Consider the following 24,334-nt stretch of genomic DNA (forward strand, 5'->3'; position numbering starts at 1 on the left):
GGCGGCCCGGGGTCGGCTTCCCTTTCGTACCCGCCTCGACGCGACTCGTACCTGCCTTGACGCGACTCGTACCTGCCTTTACACGACGGGGGCTCCGCCTCTGGACCTCCGTACCGGCGCTCCGCGCCTCGTCCTCAAACGCCGGACGGGCTGCACCTCACCGGCACCATTGCTCGGCGCCCCGCGCGTACACCACCGCACCCCCCACCACCCCCACCCGCACATACCCCCCACCCCTCAGCACCCGCCGGAACCCCACCACCCGCTCGGGCCCGAAGGGCTTCCCGCGGGAGTCGTCGACGACGATCGCGGGCGGGCGGGCGGCCAGTTCGGCGCGGAAGACGTCCCAGGACCCTTCCACCGCGTACTCCTCCCCCACCTGGGGACCGTCACGGCCCCCGCTGTAGTTGGTGAGGAGGCCCGCGGTCAGATAGCGGCTGGCCGGGGTGCGGTCGGCGAGCCAGTACGTCTCGGGGTGCATGCCCCACACCAGGACGCGGTCGCCGGGGGCCGTGCGGCCGCGGACGGAGGCGGCGACGTGCTCGGCGTGCGCGAGGTCGGTGCGGGGCGCGAGGAGCCCCCAGGACACGAACAGCGAGCAGGCGCACGCGGAGGTGAGGACTGCCCTCACGGTGCGCTCCCCGGGCAGGATTTGCAGGGCAACTGTGCCCAGAAGGGCCAGCGGCGGTGTGAGCTGGAGGAAGTAGTGGCCGAAGAAGTGGAAGCCGAGCACGACCGCGCCCGCCGACGAGCCGAGCCACAGCCACAGGTCCGCGGCCCCGGTCCTCGCCACGCGCAGCACCCGCAGCACCGGCGGCAGGAACCCCGCGCAGGCCGCGCCGAGCAGCGCGGTGTTCGCGAGGCCGCGGGAGAGCACATGGAGTTCCGAGCCGGTGAAGGACGCGTAGGCACCCGACCCCGTGACCGTCCAGAACACGAAGCCCCCCGGGTCGGTCAGCAAGGCCGCCGCGAGCACGGGCCCCGCCACCCCGGCGGCGAACCGCACCCCTTCGTGCCAGGCACCGGCGGCGAACCGCACCCCTACCCGCCGCGTCCCGCCCGCGAACCGCACCCCCTCGTGCCGCGCCCCGCCCGCGAACCCCGCCCCGGCGCCCTCCGCCCCCGACCGCCACAGCAGCCACACCACCGGCACCAGCACCGCTCCCCCGGTCTGCTTGGCGAGGAAGGCGCACGCCACCGCCGCCCCCGCCGGCCCCCAACGCCGCCTGTCCGCGCTCCACATGGCGGCGGCCGTGCAGGGCAGCATGAAGATCTCGAAGGTGGCGGCCTGGGCGTCCTCGGGGTTCAGGCCGACGGAGGCCAGAAGGTACAGGACACCGGCGGTGCGCCCCGCCCGGTCCCCCCAGCGGCGGCGGGCCAGGGAGGCGAGCAGCACGGCGGTGAGCAGTTGCGCGCCGATCGCGAGGACCCGTACGGAGGTCAGCGACTGGTCCCCCGCCACGGCGAAAGCGGCCCGGTACAGCCAGGGCACGAGGGGCGGCTTGCGGTCGACCACCGTCTCGTACAGCTCGCCCCCGTCCGCGAGGAGCCGCGCCTGGACGGCGAGGAAGCCCTCGTCGGGGTTCCACAGCGGCCGGGTGAACGAGGGCAGGCGCGTCGCACAGGCCAGCAGGGCGAGGGCGGGCAGCAGCCGGGGCCAATAGGTCCGGTGTCCGGGTACGGTCCCGGTGGTCCCGGCGGCCACGATGGATACGGAGCGTGAGGGAGCGAGAGGCTCGACGGGCATGGCCCGCACGCTATCCGGCCCTGCGGTTCCACCAAAATGGAACGTACAGGGCCGAAACGATCGCGGAGGCAGTCACTCCGTGTGAGGGGAAGTCGACTTCTCCTGGCGTCCGAGCATGCTGTGCGAGCGGCCGTAGAGGAAGTAGACGACGACGCCCACGGCCATCCAGCCGGCGAAGCGGACCCAGGTCTCGGCGGGCAGGTTGAGCATCAGCCACAGCGAGGCGCACACCGACAGGATCGGGAGGAGCGGAACCCAGGGGGTGCGGAAGGAGCGGGGCAGGTCCGGGCGGGTGCGGCGCAGGATGATCACGCTGATCGCGACGATCACAAAGGCGAACAGGGTGCCGATGTTCACGAGCTCGGCGAGTTCGCTCAGCGGGGTGAACCCGGCCACGACGGCGATGATCACACCGAGGAGGACGGTCGGCCGGTGCGGGGTACGGAAGCGCGGGTGGACGCGGGAGAAGAAGCGCGGCAGGAGCCCGTCGCGGCTCATCGCGAAGAACACCCGGGTCTGGCCGAGCAGCAGGATCATGCAGACCGTGGTGAGGCCGACGGCGGCGCCGAAGCTGATGAAGCCCGCGAACCAGGGGTGCCCGGTGGCCTTGAAGGCGTCGGCGAGCGGGGCGTCCACGGAGAGCTTGCTGTAGTGCTGCATACCGGTCACGACGATCGACACGGCGACATAGAGCGTGGTGCAGATGAGGAGCGAGCCGAGGATGCCGCGCGGCATGTCCCGCTGCGGGTTCCTGGTCTCCTCGGCGGCGGTGGCGACGATGTCGAAGCCGATGAAGGCGAAGAAGACGACCGAGGCGGCGGTGAAGATGCCCATGACGCCGAAGTTGGCGGGCGCCCAGCCGAACATGAGCTGGATGAGGGGCGAGTGCAGGCCGCCGCCCGCCTCCACCGGCTGCGAGTCCGGGATGAACGGGTCGTAGTTCTCCGACTTGACGAAGAAGGCGCCCGCGACGATCACAACGAGGACGACCGCCACCTTGATCGCGACGACGAGCGAGGTGATCCGCGCGGACAGCTTCATGCCGAGGACGAGGATGCAGGTGAGGACCAGGACGAGGAGCGCGGCGAGGATGTCGAAGCCGAAGCCGTCGGCGCCGTCCCGCCCGCTCAGCGCCTCGGGCAGCTGCCAGCCCGCGTTGTCGAGCAGCGAGGCGATGTACCCGGACCAGCCGACGGCGACCACCGCCGTGCCGAGCGCGAACTCCAGGACGAGGTCCCAGCCGATGATCCAGGCGGGCAGTTCGCCGAGCGACGCGTACGAGAACGTGTACGCGGATCCGGCGACCGGGAGCGTGGAGGCGAACTCGGCGTAGCAGAGCGCGGCGAGCGCGCAGACGACCCCGGCGACCACGAAGGCGAGGGCGACGGAGGGGCCCGCGTTGTTCTTGGCGACCGTGCCGGTGAGGACGAAGATGCCGGTGCCGATGATGACACCGACGCCGAAGACGGTCAGGTCGAGCGCGGACAAGGATTTCTTGAGCGCGTGCTCCGGCTCCTCGGTGTCGCGGATGGACTGCTCGACCTTCTTCGTCCGGAAGAGGGTGCTGCTCACGGCGTACCTCCCACGCTTGTCGTCCTCGACATGATCGAGAGGGGGCGGAGAGGTGATGCCCCGACGCGGGTGCATTCACGCAGATGGGCCGGTTTCACCACTCTTGACGGTGGCGGAACCGGCCCATCCGGATACCTGTGAGGCGCTGCGGCCATCAGTCGCGCGCGGGCTCCACGGAGTCCACGTGCGCACCGGCGCGCTCGAAGCGGCCGTCCAGCTTGGCGACCAGGCCGGTCACCTGCCGGGCGATGTCCGGCGCGGTGAGCCCGATCTCGGCCATGACCTCCTTGCGCGAGGCGTGGTCGAGGAAGCGCGGCGGGATGCCGAAGTCGCGCAGCGGTACGTCGACGCCCGCGTCCCTGAGGGCCTGGGCGACGGCCGAGCCGACGCCGCCCGCGCGGGAGTTGTCCTCGACGGTGACCACGACGCGGTGCTGCTCGGCGAGCGGCGCCATCGCCTCGTCGACCGGCTTGACCCAGCGGGGGTCGACGACGGTCGTGGAGATGCCCTGCTTGTCGAGCAGACCGGCGATCTCCAGGCACATCGGGGCGAGCGCGCCCACGGAGACGAGGAGGACATCGGGCCTGTCGGTGTCGGCACGGCGCAGCACGTCCATGCCGCCGACCTTCGCGACGGCCTTGACGGCGGGGCCGACGGCGCCCTTGGAGTAGCGCACGACGGTCGGCGCGTCGTCGACCTCGACGGCCTCGCGGAGCTGGAGGCGGACCTGGTCGGCGTCGCGCGGGGCGGCGATCCGCACCCCCGGCACACACTGGAGGATCGACATGTCCCACATGCCGTTGTGCGAGGCGCCGTCCGTGCCGGTGACTCCGGCCCGGTCCAGGACGAAGGTGACGCCGCACTTGTGCAGGGCCACGTCCATCAGGAGCTGGTCGAAGGCCCGGTTGAGGAAGGTGGCGTACACGGCGAAGACGGGGTGCAGGCCGCCGGTGGCGAGGCCCGCCGCGCTCACCGCGGCGTGCTGCTCGGCGATGCCGACGTCGTAGACCCGGCCGGGGAACTCCTCGGCGAACTTCTTCAGGCCGACCGGCTGGAGCATCGCGGCGGTGATCGCGACGATGTCCTCGCGCTCCCGGCCGAGCTTGACCATCTCCTCGCCGAAGACGGACGTCCAGTCCATGCCGCCGGCGGCGATGGGCAGGCCGGTGTCGGGGTGGATCGGGCCGATGCCGTGGAAGTGGTCGGCCTCGTCCTCCTCGGCGGGCTGGTAGCCGCGGCCCTTCTCGGTGATGCAGTGCACGATGACCGGGCCGCCGAAGCGCTTGGCGCGCTGAAGGGCGGACTCCAGGGCCTCGATGTCGTGGCCGTCGATCGGCCCGACGTACTTCAGGCCGAGGTCCTCGAACATGCCCTGCGGGGCGATGAAGTCCTTCAGGCCCTTCTTGGCGCCGTGCAGCGTCTCGTACAGCGGCCTGCCGACGACCGGGGTGCGCTCCAGGATGTCCTTGCCGCGGGCCAGGAAGCGTTCGTAGCCGTCGGTGGTGCGCAGGGTCGCGAGGTGGTTGGCGAGGCCGCCGATGGTGGGGGCGTACGACCGCTCGTTGTCGTTGACCACGATGACCAGGGGGCGGTCCTTGGCGGCGGCGATGTTGTTCAGCGCCTCCCAGGCCATGCCGCCGGTGAGCGCGCCGTCACCGATGACGGCGACCACGTGGTCGTCCTTGCCGCGCACCTCGTTGGCCTTGGCGAGGCCGTCGGCCCAGCCGAGGACCGTGGAGGCGTGGCTGTTCTCGATCACGTCGTGGTCGGACTCGGCGCGCGCGGGGTAGCCGGACAGGCCGCCCTTGGCGCGCAGCGCGGAGAAGTCCTTGCGGCCGGTGAGCAGCTTGTGCACGTAGGCCTGGTGTCCGGTGTCCCAGAGGACCTTGTCCCTGGGCGACTCGAAGACGCGGTGCAGGGCGATGGTCAGCTCGACGACGCCGAGGTTGGGGCCGAGGTGGCCGCCGGTCTTGGCGACTGCGTCGACGAGGAAGCCGCGGATCTCGGTCGCCAGCTCGTTGAGCTGTTCCGGGCCGAGCGGGTCGAGATCGCGCGGTCCCGTGATGCGGGTCAGCAGCGGCACCCGTGCCTCCTTGCAGTAGAGCGTGTAGCGCTGTTCGAGCATTGCCGGGCCTGTCGATTCTAATGTTCCGCCGCTGACGGCGGAGTCCGGCCCGGGAGTCGTACGTCACGCGATCGGCTGTAAATCGACTGGTACGACCGGTAGGACCCACCAGTACCCGGCACACCAGGGGAACACACGTTCCTATTTTTGAACGGTCGCGGACGCGGCCGTGCCCGGCGCCGGGGGGACCGGTGCCGGGCACGGACCTGCGGGTTCAGGCGCGGCCCGCGGACTTCTGGGTGCGCCGGGAGACCGAGTCGATCACGACGGCGGCGAGCAGCACCGCACCGGTGATCATGTACTGGATCTCGCTGGCCATGCCCTCCAGGTTCAGGCCCTGCTGGATCGACTGGATCACGAGCATGCCGAGCATGGCGGACCAGATCTTGCCGCGGCCGCCGAAGAGGCTGGTGCCGCCGATGACGGCCGCCGCGATCACGATCATCAGGGTGTTGCCGCTGCCGAGGCTCTTGGTCGCGCCGCCGGACAGGCTCGCGATGAAGAGTCCGCCGAAGGCGGCGAGCATGCCGGAGATCGCGAACACGGTGATCCGCACCCGGTCGACGTTGATGCCCGCGCGGCGGGCCGCCTCCGCGTTGCCGCCGACCGCGAAGACCTGGCGGCCGAAGGTGGTGCGCCGGGCCACGAAGTCCGCGATCACCAGGACGGCCAGGAACAGGACCAGGGCGAGCGGCAGGCCGCGGGCGCCCTTGGGCTCGTTCAGGAAGTACGCGACCACGAAGGCGAGCACCGCGAGGACGCCGGTGCGCAGCAGGACCTCGCTGAGCGGGCGCGAGGGCAGCTCCGCTTCCTTGCGGCGCCGGGAGTCCCAGAGCTGGGAGCCCGCGTAGGCGAGCACCGCGACCAGGGCGAGCCCGTAGGCGGCGGCCTTGTCGGCGAAGAAGTGCGTGGTCAGGTCCTCGACGACGGAGCCGGTGGGCGTGTTGATGCTGCCCTCCTTGCCCATCATCCAGATCTGCAGACCGCTCCAGCCGAGGAAGCCCGCCAGGGTGACCACGAAGGCCGGTACGCCGATCTTGGCGAAGAAGAAGCCGTGCAGGACGCCGATCACCAGACCGGAGGCGATCGCCACGAACACCGACAGCCAGTCGCCCCAGCCGTGGTTGACGCTGAGTACCGCCCAGACGGCGGCGCCGACACCCGCCACGGAGCCGACGGACAGGTCGATCTCGCCGAGCAGCAGCACGAAGACGATGCCGACCGACATGATGCCGACGCCGGAGGTGAACACCGCGATGTTGGCGAGGCTGCTCGCGGACAGGAACTTGTCGTTCTGGAGCTGGAAGACCAGACCGATGACGATCAGGCCGATGACGACGGGCAGGGAGCCGAGCTCACCGCCGCGCACCTTGCGGACGAACTCCGTCCAGTACCCGGCGAAGCCCTGCTCGCGCACGAGCAGGCGCGGATCGACCGGCGCGGCGGCCGCCGCGGGGGCGGCGGACTGCTCGGCGTCCACGGCGTCGCCCGGGGCCGTGCGGTCCGTGCGGTCCGCGGGGCCCTTCGTGGGCTCGGGGGTCTTGGCGAGGTCGCTCACTTCGCGTCCTCCTTCAGTGCCGTGGCCGTGCGCGCCCTGCGGCGGGTGACGGCGTTGTCCGTGGCGCCGGTGATCGCGGCGATGACTTCCTCGGGCGAGGTCTGCGCGACGTCGAAGACGCCGTTGTTGCGGCCGAGCCGCAGGACCGCGACCCGGTCGGCGACGGCCTGCACGTCGGCCATGTTGTGGCTGATGAGGATCACGCCGTGGCCGCGCTCGCGCAACCGCTCCACGAGGTCGAGGACCTGCGCGGTCTGCTCGACGCCGAGGGCGGCGGTGGGCTCGTCGAGGATGACGACCTTGGGGTCGCCGACCAGGGCGCGGGCGATGGCGACGACCTGCCGCTGACCGCCGGAGAGCGCGGCGACGGGGATGCGGACGCTCGGGATGCGGATGGACAGGGTGTCCAGGAGCTCCCGGGCGCGCTTCTCCATCCTGATCTCGTCGAGGACGGAGGCGCTCCTCAGCTCGCTGCCGAGGAAGAGGTTGGCGACGACGTCGAGGTTGTCGCAGAGCGCGAGGTCCTGGTAGACGGTGGCGACGCCGAGGTTCTGGGCGTCGTGCGGCCGGCCGATGTCGACCTTGGTGCCCTCCCACTCGATGGCACCGTCGTCGATGGGGTGGACCCCGGAAATGGTCTTGACGAGCGTGGACTTTCCGGCGCCGTTGTCGCCGACGAGGGCGACCACCTCACCGGTGTGGATCTCGAGGTCTACGTCCGTGAGCGCCTGGACGGCACCGAATCGCTTGGAGACCCCGCGCAACGCCAGCACGGGCGTAGCGGACACGTGAATCATCTCCTTCGCCGCCTGGCCGGCGGGGATGGTGAAGAGCTGCGGGAGCAGGGGGGAACGGGCGGAGCGAGGTGGCCGGTGCCCGCCCTCCGGCTGCGGGGCGGGATGTGGCTCGGGCGGGCACCGGACCGCTGGGGAAGGTGTCTCGCGGCTCTCGGGCCGCGTCAACACCCGGGCAGGGCGGGAGTTACTTGATCCCGGCCTCTTCGCAGGCCTTCTTGAACTCCTTGGTGCAGATCTCGCTGACCTTGTACACCTTGTCCTTGACGATGGTGTCGGCCACCTCGTCCTTGGTGATCGCCTGCGCGTCGTACAGCTTCGCGGGGATGCCCTTGTAGTCGCCGCTGAGCGAGTTCACCTTGCGGTCGGTGATGTCGTCGATCTTCTTGCCCTTGAGGAGGCGGACCGCGATCTCGGCGGTGGTCTCGGCCTCGGGCTTGATCTGCTTGTAGATCGTGAAGGCCTGGTCGCCGGTCAGCAGGCGCTGAAGGCCCGCGAGCTCCGCGTCCTGGCCGCCGACGGGGACGTCGATGCCGCGCTGCTTGAGGGCGGTGATGATGCCGCCCGCCATGCCGTCGTTGGCGGAGTAGACGCCGTCGATGCCGTCCTTGCCGAGCTTGTCGATGGCGGTGGCCATCTTCTTGTTGGCCTCGTCCGGGGACCAGTCCGGGATGTCCTGCTCGTACGCGATCTTCTTGACGTTCTTGTCGAGCACCGAGTGGGCGCCCTTCTTGAAGAAGGGGGCGTTCGGGTCGGTCGGCGAACCATTGATCATGACAACGTTGGCGCTCTTGGCCTTCGAGCCGAGCGCCTTGACCAGGGCGCCGCCCTGGAGCCGGCCGATCTTCTCGTTGTCGTAGCTGACGTAGGCCGACAGCGGGCCCTCGGCGAGCCGGTCGTACGCGACGACCTGCACGCCCTCCTTCTTGGCGCGCTCGACCCAGCCCTTGGTGGACTTGTAGTCCACCGAGTCCAGGATGATCACCTTGACGCCCTGCGTGATCAGGGCGTCGAACTGCTTCTTCTGCGTCTCGATGTCCTGCGCGGCGTTGTTGTACTTGACCTCGCAGTCGCCGCAGAGCGACTCGATCTTCGACTCCATGATGGGACGGTCGAAGGTCTCGTAGCGCGTGGTCTTGTTCTCCGGCAGCAGCAGACCGATGGTCTTGCCGTCGCCGCCGCCGCCCTTGTCCTCGCCGTCACCGGCTTCGCCGCACGCGGCCAAGGCCAGCGCCATGGAAACGGTGACGGTGCCTATGCCGACGCGGCGCGTCAATGCGTTCATTGGGGGTGCCTCCCTGACGTGGCCGCGTCGTTGCGGCCGAGGTGCTCGAAGTCAACTCGGCCGCTTGACACGCGTCAAGGAGTAAATCCTTAACGAGATGACAACGGTGCCATGCGTTATCTAAGTGAAGGCGGGCGTGGCGGAAGGCAGGCTTCCATCCAAAAGGGTTGAATCCCCCATCTCGCTGAGCGCGAGGGCGAGCGCCCCGAGCACCTCGGCGCGCGAGCCGAGTGCCCCCGGCAGAACGGACAGTTGGCGCGCGGCGCTCGGGATCGCGTACCGCCCCACCGACTCCCTGATCGGGCCGAGCACCAGCTCCCCGGCCTCCGCCAGGGCGCCGCCGAGGACCACCCTGCTCGGGTTGAGCAGGTTGCACAGGTTCGCGACACCGCTGCCGATGTGCCGCCCGACGTCGGCGATCACCCGGCGGCAGCCCGGGTCCCCGTCCCTGGCGAGGGCGACCACGCGCTCCATGGTCAGGTCGCTGCCGTGGCTGGAGTGGAGCAGCGGCAGGACGTAGCGGGCGGCGGCGAAGGTCTCCAGGCAGCCGCGGTTGCCGCAGCGGCAGACGGGCCCCGACTCGTCCAGGGTGATGTGCCCGATCTCCCCCGCCGTGCCGCCGGGGCCCCGGTAGATCCGGCCGCTGATCACGAGTCCGGCGCCGACACCGCTCGCGACCTTGATGTACGCGAGGTCCCTGACCCCGCGCCCGCCGCCCCAGACCAGCTCGCCGAGCGCGCCCAGGTTGGCGTCGTTGTCGACGTGCACGGGCACCCCGAGCCGGTCCTTCATCTCCTCGGCGGGCCTGGTGCCCGTCCAGCCCGGCAGGATGGACGTGGAGCCGAGCGTGCCGGACTCCACGTCGATGGGCCCCGGTACGCCGAGGCCGACGCCCGCGACCTTGGCGCGGTCCACGCCGGCGGCCTCGATCAGGCGTCCGACCAGGCGTTCCGCGCGGTCGAAGCCCTGTGCCGCGGAGGCGTCCACGTCCAGCGGCTCGGACTCCTCCGCGAGCACCTTGTGGGCCAGGTTGCCGAGCGCGACGCGCAGGTGGGTATGGCCGAAATCGATGCCGATGACCATGCCCGCGTCACCGCTCAGGGAGACGCTGCGGGCCCGGCGGCCGCCCGCGGACGTGGGGGTGACCTCGACGGTGCCGCCGTCCTTCAGCTCCCGGACGATGTTGGATACCGTCGCGGCGGACAGGCCCGTCGTCCTGGCGATCTCCGCCTGCGTGAGCGAACCGGCGAGCCGTACCGCGCGCACGACCCGCTCCAGATTTGCTCGGTGCAGTGACGACTGCGACCCCGGAGTCTCCATCGACTCATCCACTCCCGCCTATGGCGGGCGGCGTCGTCGCCGCCCGTACAAGTTGTGAACTCCAAGCTCTGCTGAAGGGGTTGCCGCAGTCAAGTCCTTGACGGAAATCCAGGCCGCCGCACCGCACACACGAAACGCCCCGCGTACGGGGCGCTTCCTGTGGGTGATCGCGTTCGACTACTTGATCGTGTCCACGTCTACTTGATCGTGTCCACTTCTTGATCGTTACCGTCGATACCGTCGTTACTTGATCGTGGCCGCCGTGAGACCGGACTGGACCTGCCGCTGGAAGGACAGGTACACCACGAGCACCGGGATCATGGAGATGGTCATGCCCGCGTACAGGGCGGGCAGGTCCGTCTCGTAGTTCCCCTGGTTCATCAGGCTGACCAGGCCCTGGGCGAGCATGGAGCGGTCCGCGTCGCCGCCGCTCTGCTTCTGCATCAGGGTGAGCGGCAGGATGTACTGGTTCCACTGGCCCAGGACGTTGAAGATTCCCACGCTGATCAGGCCCGGCTTCGCCATCGGCACCATGATCTGGAAGAACACCCGGGTGTGCGACGCACCGTCGATCACGGCGGCCTCGTGCACGGCCGTGGGCAGCGTCCGGAAGAACGAGTGCAGATAGAACACGGTGAACGGCAGCGAGTACGCCACGTACACCAGGATCAACCCTTGATAGGTGTTGAGCATGCCGAGCCGGTCGACCATGAAGTACAGCGGCACGAGCGCGAGGAACACCGGGAACATCGCCCCGGCGACGAAGAAGTAGTACACGAACCGGTTGCCGACGAAGTCGTAGCGGGCCAGGACGTAGGCCGCCATGGCGCCGAGCAGCATCGTCAGGGGCACCGAGACGACCATGACGATCAGGGTGTTGAGCAGATAGTCGCCCACGCCCTTCTCCCAGCCGCGCTGGAAGGCGTCGAAGGTCCACTCGGTCGGCCAGGTCCAGGCGCTGGACTTGATCTGGGAGTCGGTCTTGAAGTTGCCGAGCAGGATCCAGATCAGGGGCAGCACGATCATGACCGCCCACAGCACCAGGAAGCCGTGCGAGAAGGCGTTGAGGGTCTTGCCCTCCATGCCGTCCCGGCCGGGGCCGCTGCCGACGCCGCGCCGGGGCGGCTCCTTGGCCGGGGTGAGCGGCGGTTGAGTCGCGGGAGCCGTCATCGCTCGCGCCTCCCTCAGTACTCGATGCGGTCACGGCGGCTGAGCCGCAGCGTGACGATGGACACGATCAGGGTGAGCAGCAGCATCACCACACCCATGGCGCAGGCGTACCCGCTCTTGCTGTACGTCTGGAAGTTGCGCATCAGGTACGTCGAGATGACCTCGCTGCTGTGGTCGGGGCCACCGCCGAAGTCCTGCGACGTGAGGGTGGAGATGAGCAGGAACGCGTCCATGGAGAGGATGGCCAGGAACACCCAGGCCGTCTGGATCGTCTCCCAGAGCAGCGGCAGCGTGACCCGGAAGAAGGTCTGGAACCGCCCGGCGCCGTCCAGCAGCGCCGCCTCGTAGACGTCCCTCGGGATGGACTGCATGGCGGCGGAGAACAGCACCATGTAGAAGCCCGCCCCGGCCCAGATCATCACGAAGACGATGCACCAGAGCACCAGGTCCGGGTCGTTCAGCCACTCCGTGGGGTGGTTCTTGTCCCCGAGGCCGACGGCCTGGAGCGTGCCGTTGATCAGGCCGGAGTCGTCGCCGCGGTAGACCGCCTTGAAGAGGATGGCGAGGATGGCGATGGACAGGACCTGCGGGAAGAAGAAGATCACGCGGTAGAAACCGGAACCCTTGACGCCGGACACTCCGCCGGCTCCGCCGCGGCCGCCGACATTCACCATGAAGGCGAAGAACAGCGAGAGCAGAATGGTCAGGGTCGGCACCAGGACAAGCAGCAGGGCATTGTGCTGCAGCGCCTTGACGAAGACGTCGTCTTTCGCCAGGTCCTTGTAGTTGTCGAGGCCGACGAAATTGAAGTTCTGGGAGGCGCCGCTCCAGTCGGTGAAGGAGTAGCTGATGGTCTGGATGTAGGGCCAGATGACCAGCAATACATAGAGCCCGACGGGAAGAATGAGGAATCCCGCGATGAACGGGTACTTTTTCCGATGCATAACACCCTGCTCCTGGCCTTGCCGTGGCCGTGCCGCGGCCGCGCCGCACCGCCGGCCGGCCCCTGGGCGGAGCCGGGCCCGGCCGCGCCGCCCGGTCCCGGCCGGCGGATGACGACGACTAGTTCCGCTTCTTGTCGGGGTTCTTCGCGGCTTCCTTGTCGACTGCCTTCTGGCAGCGCTGGAGCCACTGCTTGGGCGTGATGCGCTTGGCCATCAGCTCACCGGTGGCGTTCTGGATCTCGACGTCCAGCTCGCCGTACCACTCCGAGTAGCGGAAGTTGAAGCGCTCGTCGACCGGGCACGCGCCGACGGCGGCGAGGGCCGTCTTGATGCCGGGGCGCAGTTCGACGCTGCTGTCGACGTACTCGGGGCCGAGCACGGACAGCGAGCTGGCCTCCTTGGCGAAGGCGGTGGCGCCCTCCTTGGAGAGCATCCGGCGCAGGAACTCCAGGCCGCCGGGCACGTTCTTGGCCTTGGACGGCACGATGAAGGGCTCGTCGGCGCCGGTGCGCACGGCGTGCAGCTTCATCTTGGAGTCGGGCAGCAGGGGCAGCGGCAGGAACGTCATCTCGAAGTCGGCGGGCGTCTGCTTGGCCTGCTCGTTCTCCAGCCAGGAACCGGACGGGATGAAGACCGCCTTGTACTCGTTCCACTTGGTCTGGGCCTCGGTGTGCTCCAGGGAGTTGGTGCCCGGCATCAGCAGGCCCTTCTCCACGATCTCGTACACCGCCTCGATGGCGCGCTCGGCGGCCGGGTTGCCGACGAAGGCCTTCTTGTCGAGGTTGTCGATCGCCTTCACGGCGTCCATACCGCCGGTCTTGGCGATCAGGTCCATGATGACGATGTTCATGTAGTACGGGTACTTGCCCTGGTGGGCGAGGCCGCCGATGCCCTTGGACTTGGCGTCCTTCATGATGTCCAGGAGCTCGTCCCAGGTCTTCGGCACCTTCCAACCGTGCTTCTTGAAGAGCTTGTTGGAGTACCACAGACCCCACGCCGCGTAGACGTAGAACAGCGCGTGGAACTTGCCGCCGAAGGTGCCCTGCTCGATGGTGCCGGGCAGCATGATGTCGCGGATCTTCTTGCTCGGGTCGTCGATCGACGGCGCGTCGAGAAGCTGCGTGAGGTCGGTCAGATGACCTTCCTTGTGCAGGGTGTCCAGCTTCATCTTCTTGGAGCCGGAGTCGTCGACGACGTCCGGCGGGTTGCCCTTGTTGAAGCGGGGCTGGAGCTTGCCGGTGACGTCCTGCTCACCGCTGTGCGCGACCGAGCCGCCGTACTTCTTCTCGTACGACGACTCCCAGACCTTGGCGTACTCGTCGCCGTAGCCGCCCTTGAAGATGAAGACGTCGAGGTCGTTGTCCTTGGCCACGCCGAAGGGGTTCTCCTTCGACTTCTTGACCGTCTTGGCCTTGTCGTTGTCGTCACCGCCGCCGGAGGCGCAGGCCGACAGAAAACTCATCGTCGGTACGGAGATGATGCCGAGCGCGGCAGCACGCTTGATCAGGTCACGGCGGCCGACACCGCTCGCGTCGGGCCTGCCGGAGGTCCCAGGGGTGGATCCCATGCTCAAGTCCTCGCCTTCTTCCAGGACTCAGGCGGTGAACCGGATCCTCCCCGGCACCGCGGAGTTGTGAAGCTGGGGTCGTGCGATGGTGCGGGATGTGTCCGCCGCCGGTGAACGACCGAAACGGGCCCGCGGTCGGTCGTTCCGGGGGCTGGTCGATCCGGCTCAGTGCGGACGCCGACAGGTATAGTCCACTTGAGGTCTGGCAAGCAAGATCGAATGCAGGTTTGGGCTGCGGTCTTTTCCGAGTTGAGACCTCACGGAGGCGTGCCGCTTCCCCGTTCCGGCCGCGGTTACGGCGGTGGTTCCAGCCGTGGTTCCGGCCGTGGTTCCGGCGCCATATAAGTCCGTACCAATGCGGAATCGGACCGGGCCATTTCAAGCGCCCTCGGCCCCGCTCGCCTTTCCGGGCAGTCCACCTTCGGGGCGCTCCGCCTTCCGGGCCCTCCGCCTTCCGGGACACGCCGCCTTCCGATCCCTTCACCTTCCGGGTACTTCGGCGAACTTCGCTCGCAGAACAGCCGGTTCGGGCACCATGAGCGGTATGCCGCTGACAATCGGTCACCGTGGCTGATTCGTCGTGGCGCATGGGGGGGCTCATGCTGCTGACCGACAACCCGATCCCGGACGCGGACGGGGACCGCTTCGGGTTCCGGGCACACGCCGACGTACTCTGCGAGGCCATCGCCGCCACCGAGGACCTGCCGCTCACCGTCGGGGTCTTCGGACCCTGGGGCATGGGCAAGTCCAGCTTCATGAAGGTCTGCCAGGACCTCCTTGCCAAGCGCGGCCTGCCGACCGTCTGGTTCAACCCGTGGAAGTACGACCAGAAGGACGAGATCTGGCACGCCCTGATCCAGAGCGTGCTCACCGAGATCGCCCAGAAGCTGGAGGAGCGGCGCCTCGCCGGCGACCTCGCCCTGCGCGAGCGGATGGCCGGCGCCCTGGACACCGTCCGCCGCCTCAGCCAGGCCGCCGCCTGGCTCCTGGCCCGCCGGGCCGCCGGGCCGCTCACCGCGGGCATCCTCACCGCCGACGACGTGAACGCCGCGCAGGACGCCCTCACCGAACCGGGCACGGAGACATATCTGCACGTCAACCGCTTCGAGCAGGACTTCGCCGAGGTGGTCGGCACCTACACCGACGGCGGCCGGCTCGTGCTGTTCGTCGACGACCTCGACCGCTGCACCCCGGACGCGGCCATCACCGTCCTCGACTCCCTCAAACTGTTCCTCGGCGAGGCGTCCTGCGTGTTCGTCCTGGCCATGGACTACCAGGTGGTCGCGGAGGCCGCCGCCCGGCGGTTCAACGCCGAGCACCCGGACGAGGCGCGTGGCCGTCAGTACCTGGAAAAACTCATCCACTTCCCGTACCACCTGCCAGGTGTCTCCTTCGAGGCCATCGTCCGCCACCTCCAGGGAAAGATCACCGACTCCCAGCTCTCGGGCTCGCGCGAACTGTGGGAGCTGATCGAGGTCGCCTTCGAGGCCAACCCGCGCCGCGTCCGCCGCTTCGTCAACGGGCTGAACCTGACGGCCGTGACCCTGCGCCTCAACCCCGACGACCCGCCCTCGCGCCGTCTCCTGCTGCACGCGGGCACCCTGCTCGCGCTGCGCATGAAGCACCCGGGATTCTTCGCCGCGCTGCGGGCCGACCCCGGGGTCTGGCGGCGCTACGACGACGCCGAGTTCTACAAGTCGGACCTCAGCGGCCAGGATGCCGCCCTCTCCCAGGAGAACCCGGGGGTGCGGCGGCTGCTCGCGGCCGTCGCCCACCGACGCGAGGGCTTCGACTTCCCCGACCCGCCGACCCCGACCGAGATCAGACTGCTCACGCAGGTGCTCACGGTCACGGGCGGCCCGCCGAACGGCGGTGCGGCGCCCGCCCCGGCCTTCACGCCCGCAGGCGCCACCGGAGAGGGACAGGGCCAGTGACGGAGGCCATGGAACACGCGGACGGCACGGAGCACACCGGCGGCACGGAGCACACGGGCGACACGGGACGCACGGACGACATGGAACGCGACGTCCGGTACGCGGTCGGCCTCGACCTCGGAGACGGCGAGAGCTCCCTGTGCTGGCTGCCGACGGCCGGGCGCGACCAGGCGGAGGTGCACCGCCGCGGCACCGAGGGACCCTCGGTCGTCACCGCGCTCGGGCGCGTGCCCGCGCCGGACCTCGGCCAGAGCGTCCACACCGTCGTCATCGGCGAGGACGCCGTCCTCGCCAGGAACTGCGTGCACTTCAGCGTCAACTTCAAGAACCGCCACGGCCACACCGACCTCCAGGCGGTGCAGTTCGCCCAGGTGTTCCTCGCGGAGTTCTTCGCCGCCCACCCCGAGGTCCGCGAGGACTGCGTCCTGTACGTCGGCCACCCCGCGGGCTGGGACCGGGCCTCCGTACGGGCCTACCAGCGCCAGCTCGGCGTCATGGACGTGCCGGTGCGCCTGGTGGCCGAGTCCCAGTCGGCCCTGGTGCACGTCCGGGACCGCAGGGCGGAGCGCAGGGACCGGACCGGGCTCGACCGTGTCCTCGTCGTCGACGTGGGCTCCTCCACCACCGACCTCACCGTCGTGGAGGACCTGATCCCGAAGAACCTGCCCGTGGGCGCCGAACTGGGCTGCCGGGAGATCGACGCCACCCTGGCCGGGCTGCTGCGCAGGGACTTCGCACAGGACCCGGAGTTCACCAGGGCCCTGAAGCGGGACGGCGGCGCCGACATGCTGGCGCTGGTCTGCCGCCGCGCGAAGGAGGCCCAGTTCACCGGCAAGGACCTGCGGCTTCAGGAACTGCGGTCCGGCTGCGCCCCCGAACTGGTCGCCCTGGTCTCCCTCAGCGTGGAGCGCCTGCGGCAGATCGACGTCCGCGAGCGCGTCGTCAGGGCGCCCGGCGGCTGGGCGGACCGCTTCGCGGCGATGCTCACGGAGGTGCGCGGCCACCTCGGGCCGCCGGGGCCCGAGCTGGTCGTCCTCACCGGCGGCGGCTCCCGCATGCCCGTGGTCCGCGAGTTGTGCGCCGCGGCGTTCCCCGAGGCCACCGTGGAGAACGACACGGAGCCCTCCCTGTCGGTGACCCGGGGGCTCGCCAGCATCGGGCGGCACAGCGTCAACGTGGCCCGGTTCCGCCGCGACATCCTCGCGCTGAAGGACCGCACGGAGTTCGAGGAGGCCATCCGCGCGGGGCTGCTCACCGCGTTCGACCAGGCCAAGGGCACCCTCCTCGCGCACCTCCTGGAGCGGGCGGCGCGCGAGGACACGGGCGGCGAGCAGAATCTGGACGAGCTCATCCGCGAACTCACCGGTATGGACTCGGTCCTGGCCGATCTGCGCGGCACGCTGGAGGAGACGCTGATCCCGCTCGTGCTCGGCATCTGCCGCTCGTACGGCATCCGTGACGACCAGTTCACGCTGGACATCACCCTGCCCGAGATCATCGGTACGACCATCAGCCGCCGCATCCGGGCCCTGTGGATCATGCTGCGCGGCTCCCAGACGGTGCTCGCCGCGGCCACGCGGGTGCCGCAGGTCGGCATGATGTTCCTCAAGCGCATGCTGCGCGGCGGCGTGACCCCGGCGAAGGTGGGCACCGCCGCGGCCACGGCGGCCGTCGCCCTCGCCCTCCCCAAGGGCGCCGAACTCGGCGCCCGCCAGCTCATCAAGACCACCCTGCACCACGCGGCCCTCGACCCCGCCGACGTCGACCGCCTCGTCACGGACGTCGCCGAGGGGATCGCGAAGCAGATGGACCAGCGCGCGCAGGAGGTGGAGCGCTTCCTGGTCTGACCGTGTCGCATCAGTCATCGGGCACCAGGCACCGAGCACCGAGCACCGAGCACCGAGCACCGAGCATCAAGCGTCAGACATCGGGCGGCGCGGGCTTCGGTTCCGGAGAACGTGACGGGTTAACGCCTTCTCAACCTCTCAGTCTGCTCAGAGGATGACCCCCGTCAAACCTCTTCCGTCGAACCCCTTCGGAAGGGCAGACGACGTCCACGGAGCGGAGCAACGATGCTGAAGCAGTTGATGGCGAGTGCGACCGTCATCGTGACGGCCGCTCTGGGGCCGGCCGTGGGGCCGACGGCTGCCGACGCGGCCGCGGAACCGTGTCCCCCCGGGAACCTGTGCGCGTACACGGAGCGCGGTTACGGAGGCAAGCCCGGTCTGGCCGACCGGAACATGGAGGATCTGCTGCGCATCCACGAGTTCGCCAACGCGGTCTCGGTGTACAACTCAGGCACCCATTGCGCCGTGACCCTCTACACCAAGAAGCACTACACCGGACCCTCCCTGACCCTCCAGCCCGGTCACGGGATCGGCGACCTCACAAGTCCCGTTCCACAAGAACGTGGCCTCTGCCCGGCGGTGCTGAGCGAGGTGGCCAGTTATTGGCTGGCGCATGGCTGCTGCTTTGCCCATGATTGCCCTGTTCTGTCCGCCAGCCGGGCCGGAAGCCCGGTGGAAGACGGGAGAAGGAGCATGCTCAAGAAGCTGACGGCGAGCGGAGCCGCGATCGCTGCGGTCGCCATGGGCCTGGCCGTGGGATCGGCCACGCCGGCCACCGCCGACCCGTGCCCCTCGGGTGCGCTCTGCGCGTACCTGAGCACGAACTATTCCGGTGACCCGGGCACGGTGTACGGCAACAACAACAACCTGCTCCAGTACAACAAGTTCAACAACGCGGTGTCGGTGTCCAACAGCGGCACCCAGTGCACCGTGACGATCTACAGCGGCCTCGGCAGGTCCGGCAGCGACGTGGACATCCGCCGCGGCTACGGAATCGGCAACCTCTCCGGGACCCCGTACTACAAGAACGTCGCCTCCAACCACTGGTGTTGAGCACGTGCGCGCCCAGCCGGCGGTCGTGATCGCTCTGTGTCTGCTGGTGGTGGGCGGGTGCTCCCGAGCACCCGCCCACCGGGGCGACGACCCGCCACCCGCGCCGTTCGACGGAGCGACCGTGGTCCCCGCGGAGCAGGCGAAGTCCCTGCACGCCTCCGAGGAGCGCGCCGTCGCCGCCTGCATGCGGCAGCGGGGCTTCGCCTACCGTCCGGTCCCCGCCGGTCGCACGGTGGCGGAGAGCCCGTACGGACTGCTGAGCGAGACGCAGGCCGCAGCGGACGGGTACGGCCTCACCGCCGACCTTCTGGCCGGGCCGCCCGACGATCCCAACGCGCGTGTCCTCGCCCGCCTGGACCCCGAACGCCGCGGCGCCTGGCGCGCAGCGCTGACGGGAACAGGCAGGCACGAGCGCATCCTCAGGGCGCCGGGCAGTCCCGACCTGCGCATCAACACGGACGGCTGCGTCCACCTCGGACGGCGTGTGCTGTACGGCAGTGCGTGGGAGCAGACCGAACTCACCGTCGCGGGACTGACCGCACGAGTGATCGACCGAGTCCTCGCCGATCCGGCGTTCCGCGGCGCGCAGCGGACGTGGGCCGACTGCCTGCGGGCCAAGGGCGAGCCGTTCGCGACCCTTCAGGATGCGCGCGGCGCCGTCCAAAGGGCCGCGCACAAGGCCGGAGACGACCGTGCGGCCCTCCGGGCCGTCGGCCGCCGCGAACTCCAGCTCGCCCGGCGGGACGCCGCCTGCCAGCGGCAGAGCGGTCTCGCCGAGGCCGTGCGCGCCGCCCAGGGACGAGTCGAGGCGGCCTTGCCCGCGTCGTCCCGCCGCCAGGTGACGACATTGACCGATCTGCGGAAGCGAGCACTCGACGCCTCCTCGTGAACCCCCTCACCATGAGGCCCTCCGGCTATGGCCGTCACGCTCTCCCCCTGTGCTCGCCCTGCCACCGGGCGACGCGGCATTCGGCCTCCGTCAACCCCCTTGACACCACGGCCCACTTAAAGCCCTACTGGACCCTGCGCAACCGCTGACAACGTTGTCCAGATCGTTGCTTGGAGGGGACTCAGGGGATGGCACACAGACCTCGACACAGAGGCCGAGGGGTGAATCGGCACGGCGGCCGGGCGGGGGCGGGGCGCCGCGCCCCGGTCGCCGTCGGCCTCACCGCGCTCGCGGTGCTCGCGGCCTCGCAGGGCGTCGCCGTGGCCGGGCCGGAGCGGACTCCGAAGGCGGAGCGGGAGTTCAGTTCCTCGTTCGAGAAGGACGACGCGCAGCCGGACTGGCTGAGCACGGTCGAGACGGGGCCCGACGGCAGGAAGAAGGCCGCCGGGGTCAACGGCGGCTTCTCCTCCGGGATTCCGGGGAGCGTCAACGACCACGTCGTGGACGTGCGGGCGAGCGGTGAGAACGCCGGTGCCGGGGAGACCAAGGAGATGCTGGTCGACGGCGAGCAGTCGACGAAGTGGCTCACCTTCAAGCCCACCGGCTGGGTGGAGTTCGAGCTCGACGCGCCCGCGAAGGTGGTGCGGTACGCGCTGACCTCCGCCAACGACCACCCGGAGCGCGACCCGAAGGATTTCAAGCTCCAGGGGTCGAGCGACGGCAAGGACTGGAAGGACCTCGACAGCCGTACGGGCGAGAAGTTCGCCAGCCCCTTCACGACGAAGAAGTACGAGTTCGACAACGCGACGGCCTACCGGCACTACCGCCTGGAGATCACCGCCAACAACGGCGCGGGCGACGCCCTGCAACTCGCCGACGTGCAGCTCTCCATAGGCGGCAGCGACACCCCGGCCCCGCCGGACGACATGCTGAGCCTGATCGACCGCGGCCCCGCAGGGTCCCCGACGGCCAAGGCGCGCGCCGGGTTCACCGGCAGGCAGGCGCTGCGGTACGCGGGCACGCACACCGCCGAGCAGCGTGGCTACTCGTACAACAAGGTCTTCGACGTGAACGTCGACGTGCGGCGCGACACGGAGCTGTCGTACCGCGTGTTCCCGTCGATGGCGGACGGTGACCTCGACTACGACGCCACGAACGTCGCCGTCGACCTGGCGTTTACGGACGGCACCTATCTGAGCGACCTCAAGGCCACCGACCAGCACGGCTTCCCGCTGACGCCGCGCGGGCAGGGCGACGCGAAGGTCCTGTACGTCAACCAGTGGAACGACGTCGCCGGACGCATCGGTGAGGTCGCCGCGGGCAGGACGGTGGACCGGATCCTGGTCGGCTACGACTCCCCCAAGGGCCCGGCGAAGTTCCGCGGCTGGCTGGACGACGTGTCGCTGAAGGAGACCCCGCCCGCGAAGCCGAAGGCGCGCCCCTCCGACTACGCCTCGACGACACGCGGCACGAACTCCAGCGGCGGCTTCTCGCGCGGCAACACCTTCCCGGCGACGGCGGTCCCGCACGGCTTCAACTTCTGGACGCCGGTGACCAACGCGGGCTCCGTCAGCTGGCTGTACGACTACGCGCGCGGCAACAACGACGACAACCTGCCCACGGTGCAGGCGTTCAGCGCGAGCCACGAGCCGAGCCCGTGGATGGGCGACCGACAGACCTTCCAGGTGATGCCGTCGGCGGCGAAGGGCACCCCGGACGCGGACCGCGCCAAGCGGGCGCTGCCGTTCCGGCACGAGAAGGAGACGGCGAGGCCGCACTACTACGGCGTGACGTTCGAGAACGGCCTGAAGGCCGAGATGACGCCGACCGATCACGCGGCCATGTTCAAGTTCACCTATCCCGGTGACGACGCGAGCATGATTTTCGACAACATCGAGGTCACGGGCAACACCAAGCACGACGTCGGCCTGACCCTGGACAAGGAGAGGGGGGTCGTGACGGGCTACTCCGACGTGAAGTCGGGTCTGTCCACGGGCGCGACGCGCATGTTCGTGTACGGCACCTTCGACCGCCCGGTCACGGACGGCGGCAAGCTGAAGGGCGGCGGCACCACCGACGCCACCGGCTATCTCCGCTTCTCCCCCGGTGCGGACCGCAGCGTCTCGCTGCGCCTGGCGACCTCGCTGATCAGCGTCGACCAGGCGAAGGCCAACCTGGACGCGGAGATACCCGCGGGCACGTCCTTCGGCCGGGTCGAGGAGCGGGCGCAGGACAAGTGGGACGACATCCTCGGCCGGGTGGAGGTGGAGGGCGCGAGCGAGAGCCAGAAGACGTCCCTGTACTCCAGCCTGTACCGCCTCTACCTCTACCCCAACTCGGGTTTCGAGAAGGTCGGCTCGACGTACAAGTACGCGTCGCCGTTCTCCCCGGCGACCGGCGCCGACACCCCCACCCGCACCGGCGCGAAGATCGTCGAGGGCAAGCCGTACGTGAACAACGGCTTCTGGGACACCTACCGCACGACGTGGCCCGCGTACTCGCTCCTCACCCCGGAGAAGGCGGGTGAGCTGGTCGACGGCTTCGTGCAGCACTACAAGGACGGCGGCTGGACGTCGCGCTGGTCCTCGCCCGGCTATGCGGACCTGATGACCGGCACGTCCTCCGACGTGGCGTTCGCCGACGCGTACGTGAAGGGCGTCAAGGGCTTCGACGCGAAGGCCGCGTACGACGCGGCGGTGAAGAACGCGACGGTCGCGCCCGACAAGTCGGGCTACGGCCGCAAGGGCATGGGAACGTCGCCGTTCCTCGGCTACACGCCGTCCGAGACCCACGAAGGCCTGTCGTGGGCGCTTGAGGGCTACCTCAACGACTACGGCATCGCGAAGATGGGCGAGGCCCTCCACAAGAAGACGGGCAAGAAGCGCTACAAGGAGGAGGCCTCCTACTTCCTGAACCGCGCCCGCGACTACGTCAACCTCTTCGACGCCAAGGCCGGTTTCTTCCAGGGCAGGAACAAGAAGGGCGACTGGCGCGTCCCCTCGGAGAAGTTCGACCCGCGCGTCTGGGGCCACGACTACACCGAGACCAACGCGTGGGGCTACGCCTTCACCGCGCCGCAGGACTCGCGTGGCCTCGCCAACCTGTACGGGGGCCGGAAGGGCCTGGCGAAGAAGCTCGACACGTACTTCGCGACTCCGGAGACGGCTTCCCCCGAGTTCGCCGGTTCCTACAACGGCGTCATCCACGAGATGACGGAGGCCCGTGACGTCCGGATGGGCATGTACGGCCACTCCAACCAGGTCGCGCACCACGCCGCGTACATGTACGACGCGGCCGGGCAGCCCCACAAGACGCAGGAGAAGGTCCGCGAGGTCCTCTCCCGCCTCTACACCGGCAGCGAGATCGGCCAGGGCTACCACGGCGACGAGGACAACGGCGAGCAGTCCGCCTGGTACCTCTTCTCGTCCCTCGGCTTCTACCCGCTGGTCATGGGCAGCGGCGAGTACGCGATCGGCTCGCCGCAGTTCAAGAAGATGACCGTGCACCTGGACAACGGCCGGGACCTGGTCGTGAGGGCTCCCAAGAACAGCGCGAAGAACGTGTACGTCCAGGGCCTGAAGGTCAACGGCAAGAAGTGGAACTCCACCGCCCTGCCGCACAGTGCCATCGCCAAGGGCGGGGTCCTCGAATTCGACATGGGGCCGAAGCCGTCCGCTTGGGGCGCGGGGCCCGGAGCCCAGCCCGTCTCCGTCACGGACGACGACAAGGTGCCGTCTCCTCGCGTGGACGCGACGCGGGTGGAGGGGGAGCTGTTCGACAACTCATCCGCCACGTACGCCGACGCGGCCTCCGTCGTCCTGCCGGTCGAGGGCCGCACCAAGGCCGTGCAGTACACCCTCACGTCGGCCGACAAGGCGTCCGCGCCGCGCGGGTGGGTCCTCCAGGGTTCCCGCGACGGCGAGGAGTGGTCGACCGTCGACAAGCGGTCCGGCGAGTCGTTCGCCTGGGACAGGCAGACCCGCCCGTTCACGGTGGGCAAGCCCGGCTCGTTCAAGAAGTACCGGCTTGTGTTCACCGGGGGCCGGGCGACCCTTGCGGAGGTGGAGCTGCTCCGGTGACCTGGGCGAACTCGGCCCACACGACCTTTCCCGGGTCGCGTGGTTCGACGCCCCACTTGTCGGCGAGCGCCGACACGATGAGCAGGCCGCGCCCCGACTCGCCCACTCCCCCCTTGGCGGGCCGGGGCCGGCCGCCGCCGCTGTCGTGCACCTCCACACGTACGGCGGCACCGTCCCGCCGGAGCCGCAGCAGGAAGCCGCGGCCCGGCGGGACTCCGTGCGTCAGGGCGTTTGTCGTCAGCTCGCTGACCGCCAGGAGGATGTCCGCTGCGGCGGGGCCGGTGACGCCCCAGCCGCAGAGGGCCATCTGCGCGTAGGCGCGGGCTGCGGGGACGGAGCGGCGTTCCCGCTGGTAGAACCGGGCGTAGGCGAGTTCGGGGGAAGTTTCGTCGTTCACGTGATGAGGGTCACAATATGTGCCCAAGATGGTGCAGTAAGTGAGGTCGTACG

The 24,334-nt window shown here is 69.5% G+C and carries 16 protein-coding genes; 5 read left to right on the forward strand and 11 right to left on the reverse strand.

The features are described 5' to 3' along the window. Positions 1 to 157: 157 nt before the first annotated feature. The 10 genes from GPA10_RS16890 to ngcE all read right to left on the reverse strand — a co-directional run bounded on the left by GPA10_RS16890 (position 158) and on the right by ngcE (position 14,082). A complete protein-coding gene (locus GPA10_RS16890; RefSeq protein ID WP_157166220.1) occupies positions 158 to 1,747 on the reverse strand; it encodes an ArnT family glycosyltransferase in 1,590 nt (529 codons plus the stop codon). Positions 1,748 to 1,819: 72 nt separating this feature from the next. Next, positions 1,820 to 3,319, reverse strand: coding sequence for an amino acid permease (locus GPA10_RS16895; RefSeq protein WP_343040984.1), 1,500 nt, complete (start codon positions 3,317 to 3,319; stop codon positions 1,820 to 1,822). Between the two features lie 154 nt (positions 3,320 to 3,473). Continuing rightward, positions 3,474 to 5,402, reverse strand: coding sequence for a 1-deoxy-D-xylulose-5-phosphate synthase (gene dxs, locus GPA10_RS16900; protein WP_343041003.1), 1,929 nt, complete (start codon positions 5,400 to 5,402; stop codon positions 3,474 to 3,476). Between the two features lie 256 nt (positions 5,403 to 5,658). Further along, positions 5,659 to 7,002 (reverse strand): sugar ABC transporter permease, encoded by a 1,344-nt coding sequence (locus tag GPA10_RS16905; protein WP_425505761.1) that lies wholly within the window; start codon positions 7,000 to 7,002, stop codon positions 5,659 to 5,661. After that, the gene (locus GPA10_RS16910) at positions 6,999 to 7,799 is read right to left on the reverse strand and encodes an ATP-binding cassette domain-containing protein (protein ID WP_079086580.1); all 801 of its coding nucleotides are present in this window, start codon (positions 7,797 to 7,799) and stop codon (positions 6,999 to 7,001) included. Before GPA10_RS16910 ends, GPA10_RS16905 begins: the two co-directional genes overlap by 4 nt. A gap of 184 nt (positions 7,800 to 7,983) precedes the next feature. After that, a complete protein-coding gene (locus GPA10_RS16915) occupies positions 7,984 to 9,081 on the reverse strand; it encodes a substrate-binding domain-containing protein (protein ID WP_246259231.1) in 1,098 nt (365 codons plus the stop codon). A 120-nt stretch (positions 9,082 to 9,201) separates the two neighbouring features. Further along, positions 9,202 to 10,401: an ROK family transcriptional regulator gene (locus GPA10_RS16920; RefSeq protein WP_157166222.1), complete on the reverse strand. Its 1,200-nt coding sequence runs from the start codon at positions 10,399 to 10,401 to the stop codon at positions 9,202 to 9,204. Between the two features lie 243 nt (positions 10,402 to 10,644). Continuing rightward, positions 10,645 to 11,571, reverse strand: coding sequence for a carbohydrate ABC transporter permease (locus GPA10_RS16925; protein ID WP_058849383.1), 927 nt, complete (start codon positions 11,569 to 11,571; stop codon positions 10,645 to 10,647). A gap of 14 nt (positions 11,572 to 11,585) precedes the next feature. Then, a complete protein-coding gene (locus tag GPA10_RS16930; protein ID WP_058849384.1) occupies positions 11,586 to 12,515 on the reverse strand; it encodes a carbohydrate ABC transporter permease in 930 nt (309 codons plus the stop codon). A 118-nt stretch (positions 12,516 to 12,633) separates the two neighbouring features. Continuing rightward, complete coding sequence (ngcE, locus tag GPA10_RS16935; RefSeq protein WP_058849385.1) at positions 12,634 to 14,082, reverse strand: N-acetylglucosamine/diacetylchitobiose ABC transporter substrate-binding protein; 1,449 nt, start codon at positions 14,080 to 14,082, stop codon at positions 12,634 to 12,636. 566 nt (positions 14,083 to 14,648) lie between these two features. Here ngcE and GPA10_RS16940 point away from each other — a divergent pair. The 5 genes from GPA10_RS16940 (at position 14,649) to GPA10_RS16960 (ending at position 23,884) form a co-directional block, all read left to right on the forward strand. Then, the gene (locus tag GPA10_RS16940; protein WP_157166223.1) at positions 14,649 to 16,016 is read left to right on the forward strand and encodes a P-loop NTPase fold protein; all 1,368 of its coding nucleotides are present in this window, start codon (positions 14,649 to 14,651) and stop codon (positions 16,014 to 16,016) included. 8 nt (positions 16,017 to 16,024) lie between these two features. Then, positions 16,025 to 17,863 carry an Hsp70 family protein gene (locus tag GPA10_RS16945; protein WP_157166224.1) on the forward strand — a complete coding sequence of 613 codons (1,839 nt, stop codon included), beginning with the start codon at positions 16,025 to 16,027 and terminating at the stop codon, positions 17,861 to 17,863. Positions 17,864 to 18,088: 225 nt separating this feature from the next. Beyond that, positions 18,089 to 18,916 carry a peptidase inhibitor family I36 protein gene (locus GPA10_RS16950; RefSeq protein ID WP_157166225.1) on the forward strand — a complete coding sequence of 276 codons (828 nt, stop codon included), beginning with the start codon at positions 18,089 to 18,091 and terminating at the stop codon, positions 18,914 to 18,916. 4 nt (positions 18,917 to 18,920) lie between these two features. Continuing rightward, on the forward strand, positions 18,921 to 19,805 hold the full coding sequence (locus GPA10_RS16955; RefSeq protein ID WP_157166226.1) for a hypothetical protein: 885 nt from the start codon (positions 18,921 to 18,923) through the stop codon (positions 19,803 to 19,805). 188 nt (positions 19,806 to 19,993) lie between these two features. Beyond that, entirely contained in the window at positions 19,994 to 23,884 is a 3,891-nt protein-coding gene (locus tag GPA10_RS16960) for a GH92 family glycosyl hydrolase (RefSeq protein ID WP_157166227.1), read from the forward strand. Here the strand turns inward: GPA10_RS16960 and GPA10_RS16965 are convergent. Continuing rightward, complete coding sequence (locus tag GPA10_RS16965) at positions 23,838 to 24,281, reverse strand: ATP-binding protein (RefSeq protein ID WP_343040986.1); 444 nt, start codon at positions 24,279 to 24,281, stop codon at positions 23,838 to 23,840. The genes GPA10_RS16960 and GPA10_RS16965 overlap by 47 nt on opposite strands. Positions 24,282 to 24,334 lie beyond the last annotated feature (53 nt).

Origin of the sequence: Streptomyces typhae, from assembly GCF_009755605.1 — a bacterium.
Lineage (GTDB): Bacteria > Actinomycetota > Actinomycetes > Streptomycetales > Streptomycetaceae > Streptomyces > Streptomyces typhae.

Coding starts and splice junctions, on each gene's coding strand:
- ngcE (WP_058849385.1), bottom strand. CDS start 14,082: ATGGGATCCACCCCTGGGACCTCCGGCAGGCCCGACGCGAGCGGTGTC.
- GPA10_RS16930 (WP_058849384.1), bottom strand. CDS start 12,515: ATGCATCGGAAAAAGTACCCGTTCATCGCGGGATTCCTCATTCTTCCC.
- GPA10_RS16950 (WP_157166225.1), top strand. CDS start 18,089: ATGCTGAAGCAGTTGATGGCGAGTGCGACCGTCATCGTGACGGCCGCT.
- GPA10_RS16915 (WP_246259231.1), bottom strand. CDS start 9,081: ATGAACGCATTGACGCGCCGCGTCGGCATAGGCACCGTCACCGTTTCC.
- GPA10_RS16960 (WP_157166227.1), top strand. CDS start 19,994: ATGGCACACAGACCTCGACACAGAGGCCGAGGGGTGAATCGGCACGGC.
- GPA10_RS16920 (WP_157166222.1), bottom strand. CDS start 10,401: ATGGAGACTCCGGGGTCGCAGTCGTCACTGCACCGAGCAAATCTGGAG.
- GPA10_RS16945 (WP_157166224.1), top strand. CDS start 16,025: ATGGAACACGCGGACGGCACGGAGCACACCGGCGGCACGGAGCACACG.
- GPA10_RS16890 (WP_157166220.1), bottom strand. CDS start 1,747: ATGCCCGTCGAGCCTCTCGCTCCCTCACGCTCCGTATCCATCGTGGCC.
- GPA10_RS16910 (WP_079086580.1), bottom strand. CDS start 7,799: ATGATTCACGTGTCCGCTACGCCCGTGCTGGCGTTGCGCGGGGTCTCC.
- GPA10_RS16925 (WP_058849383.1), bottom strand. CDS start 11,571: ATGACGGCTCCCGCGACTCAACCGCCGCTCACCCCGGCCAAGGAGCCG.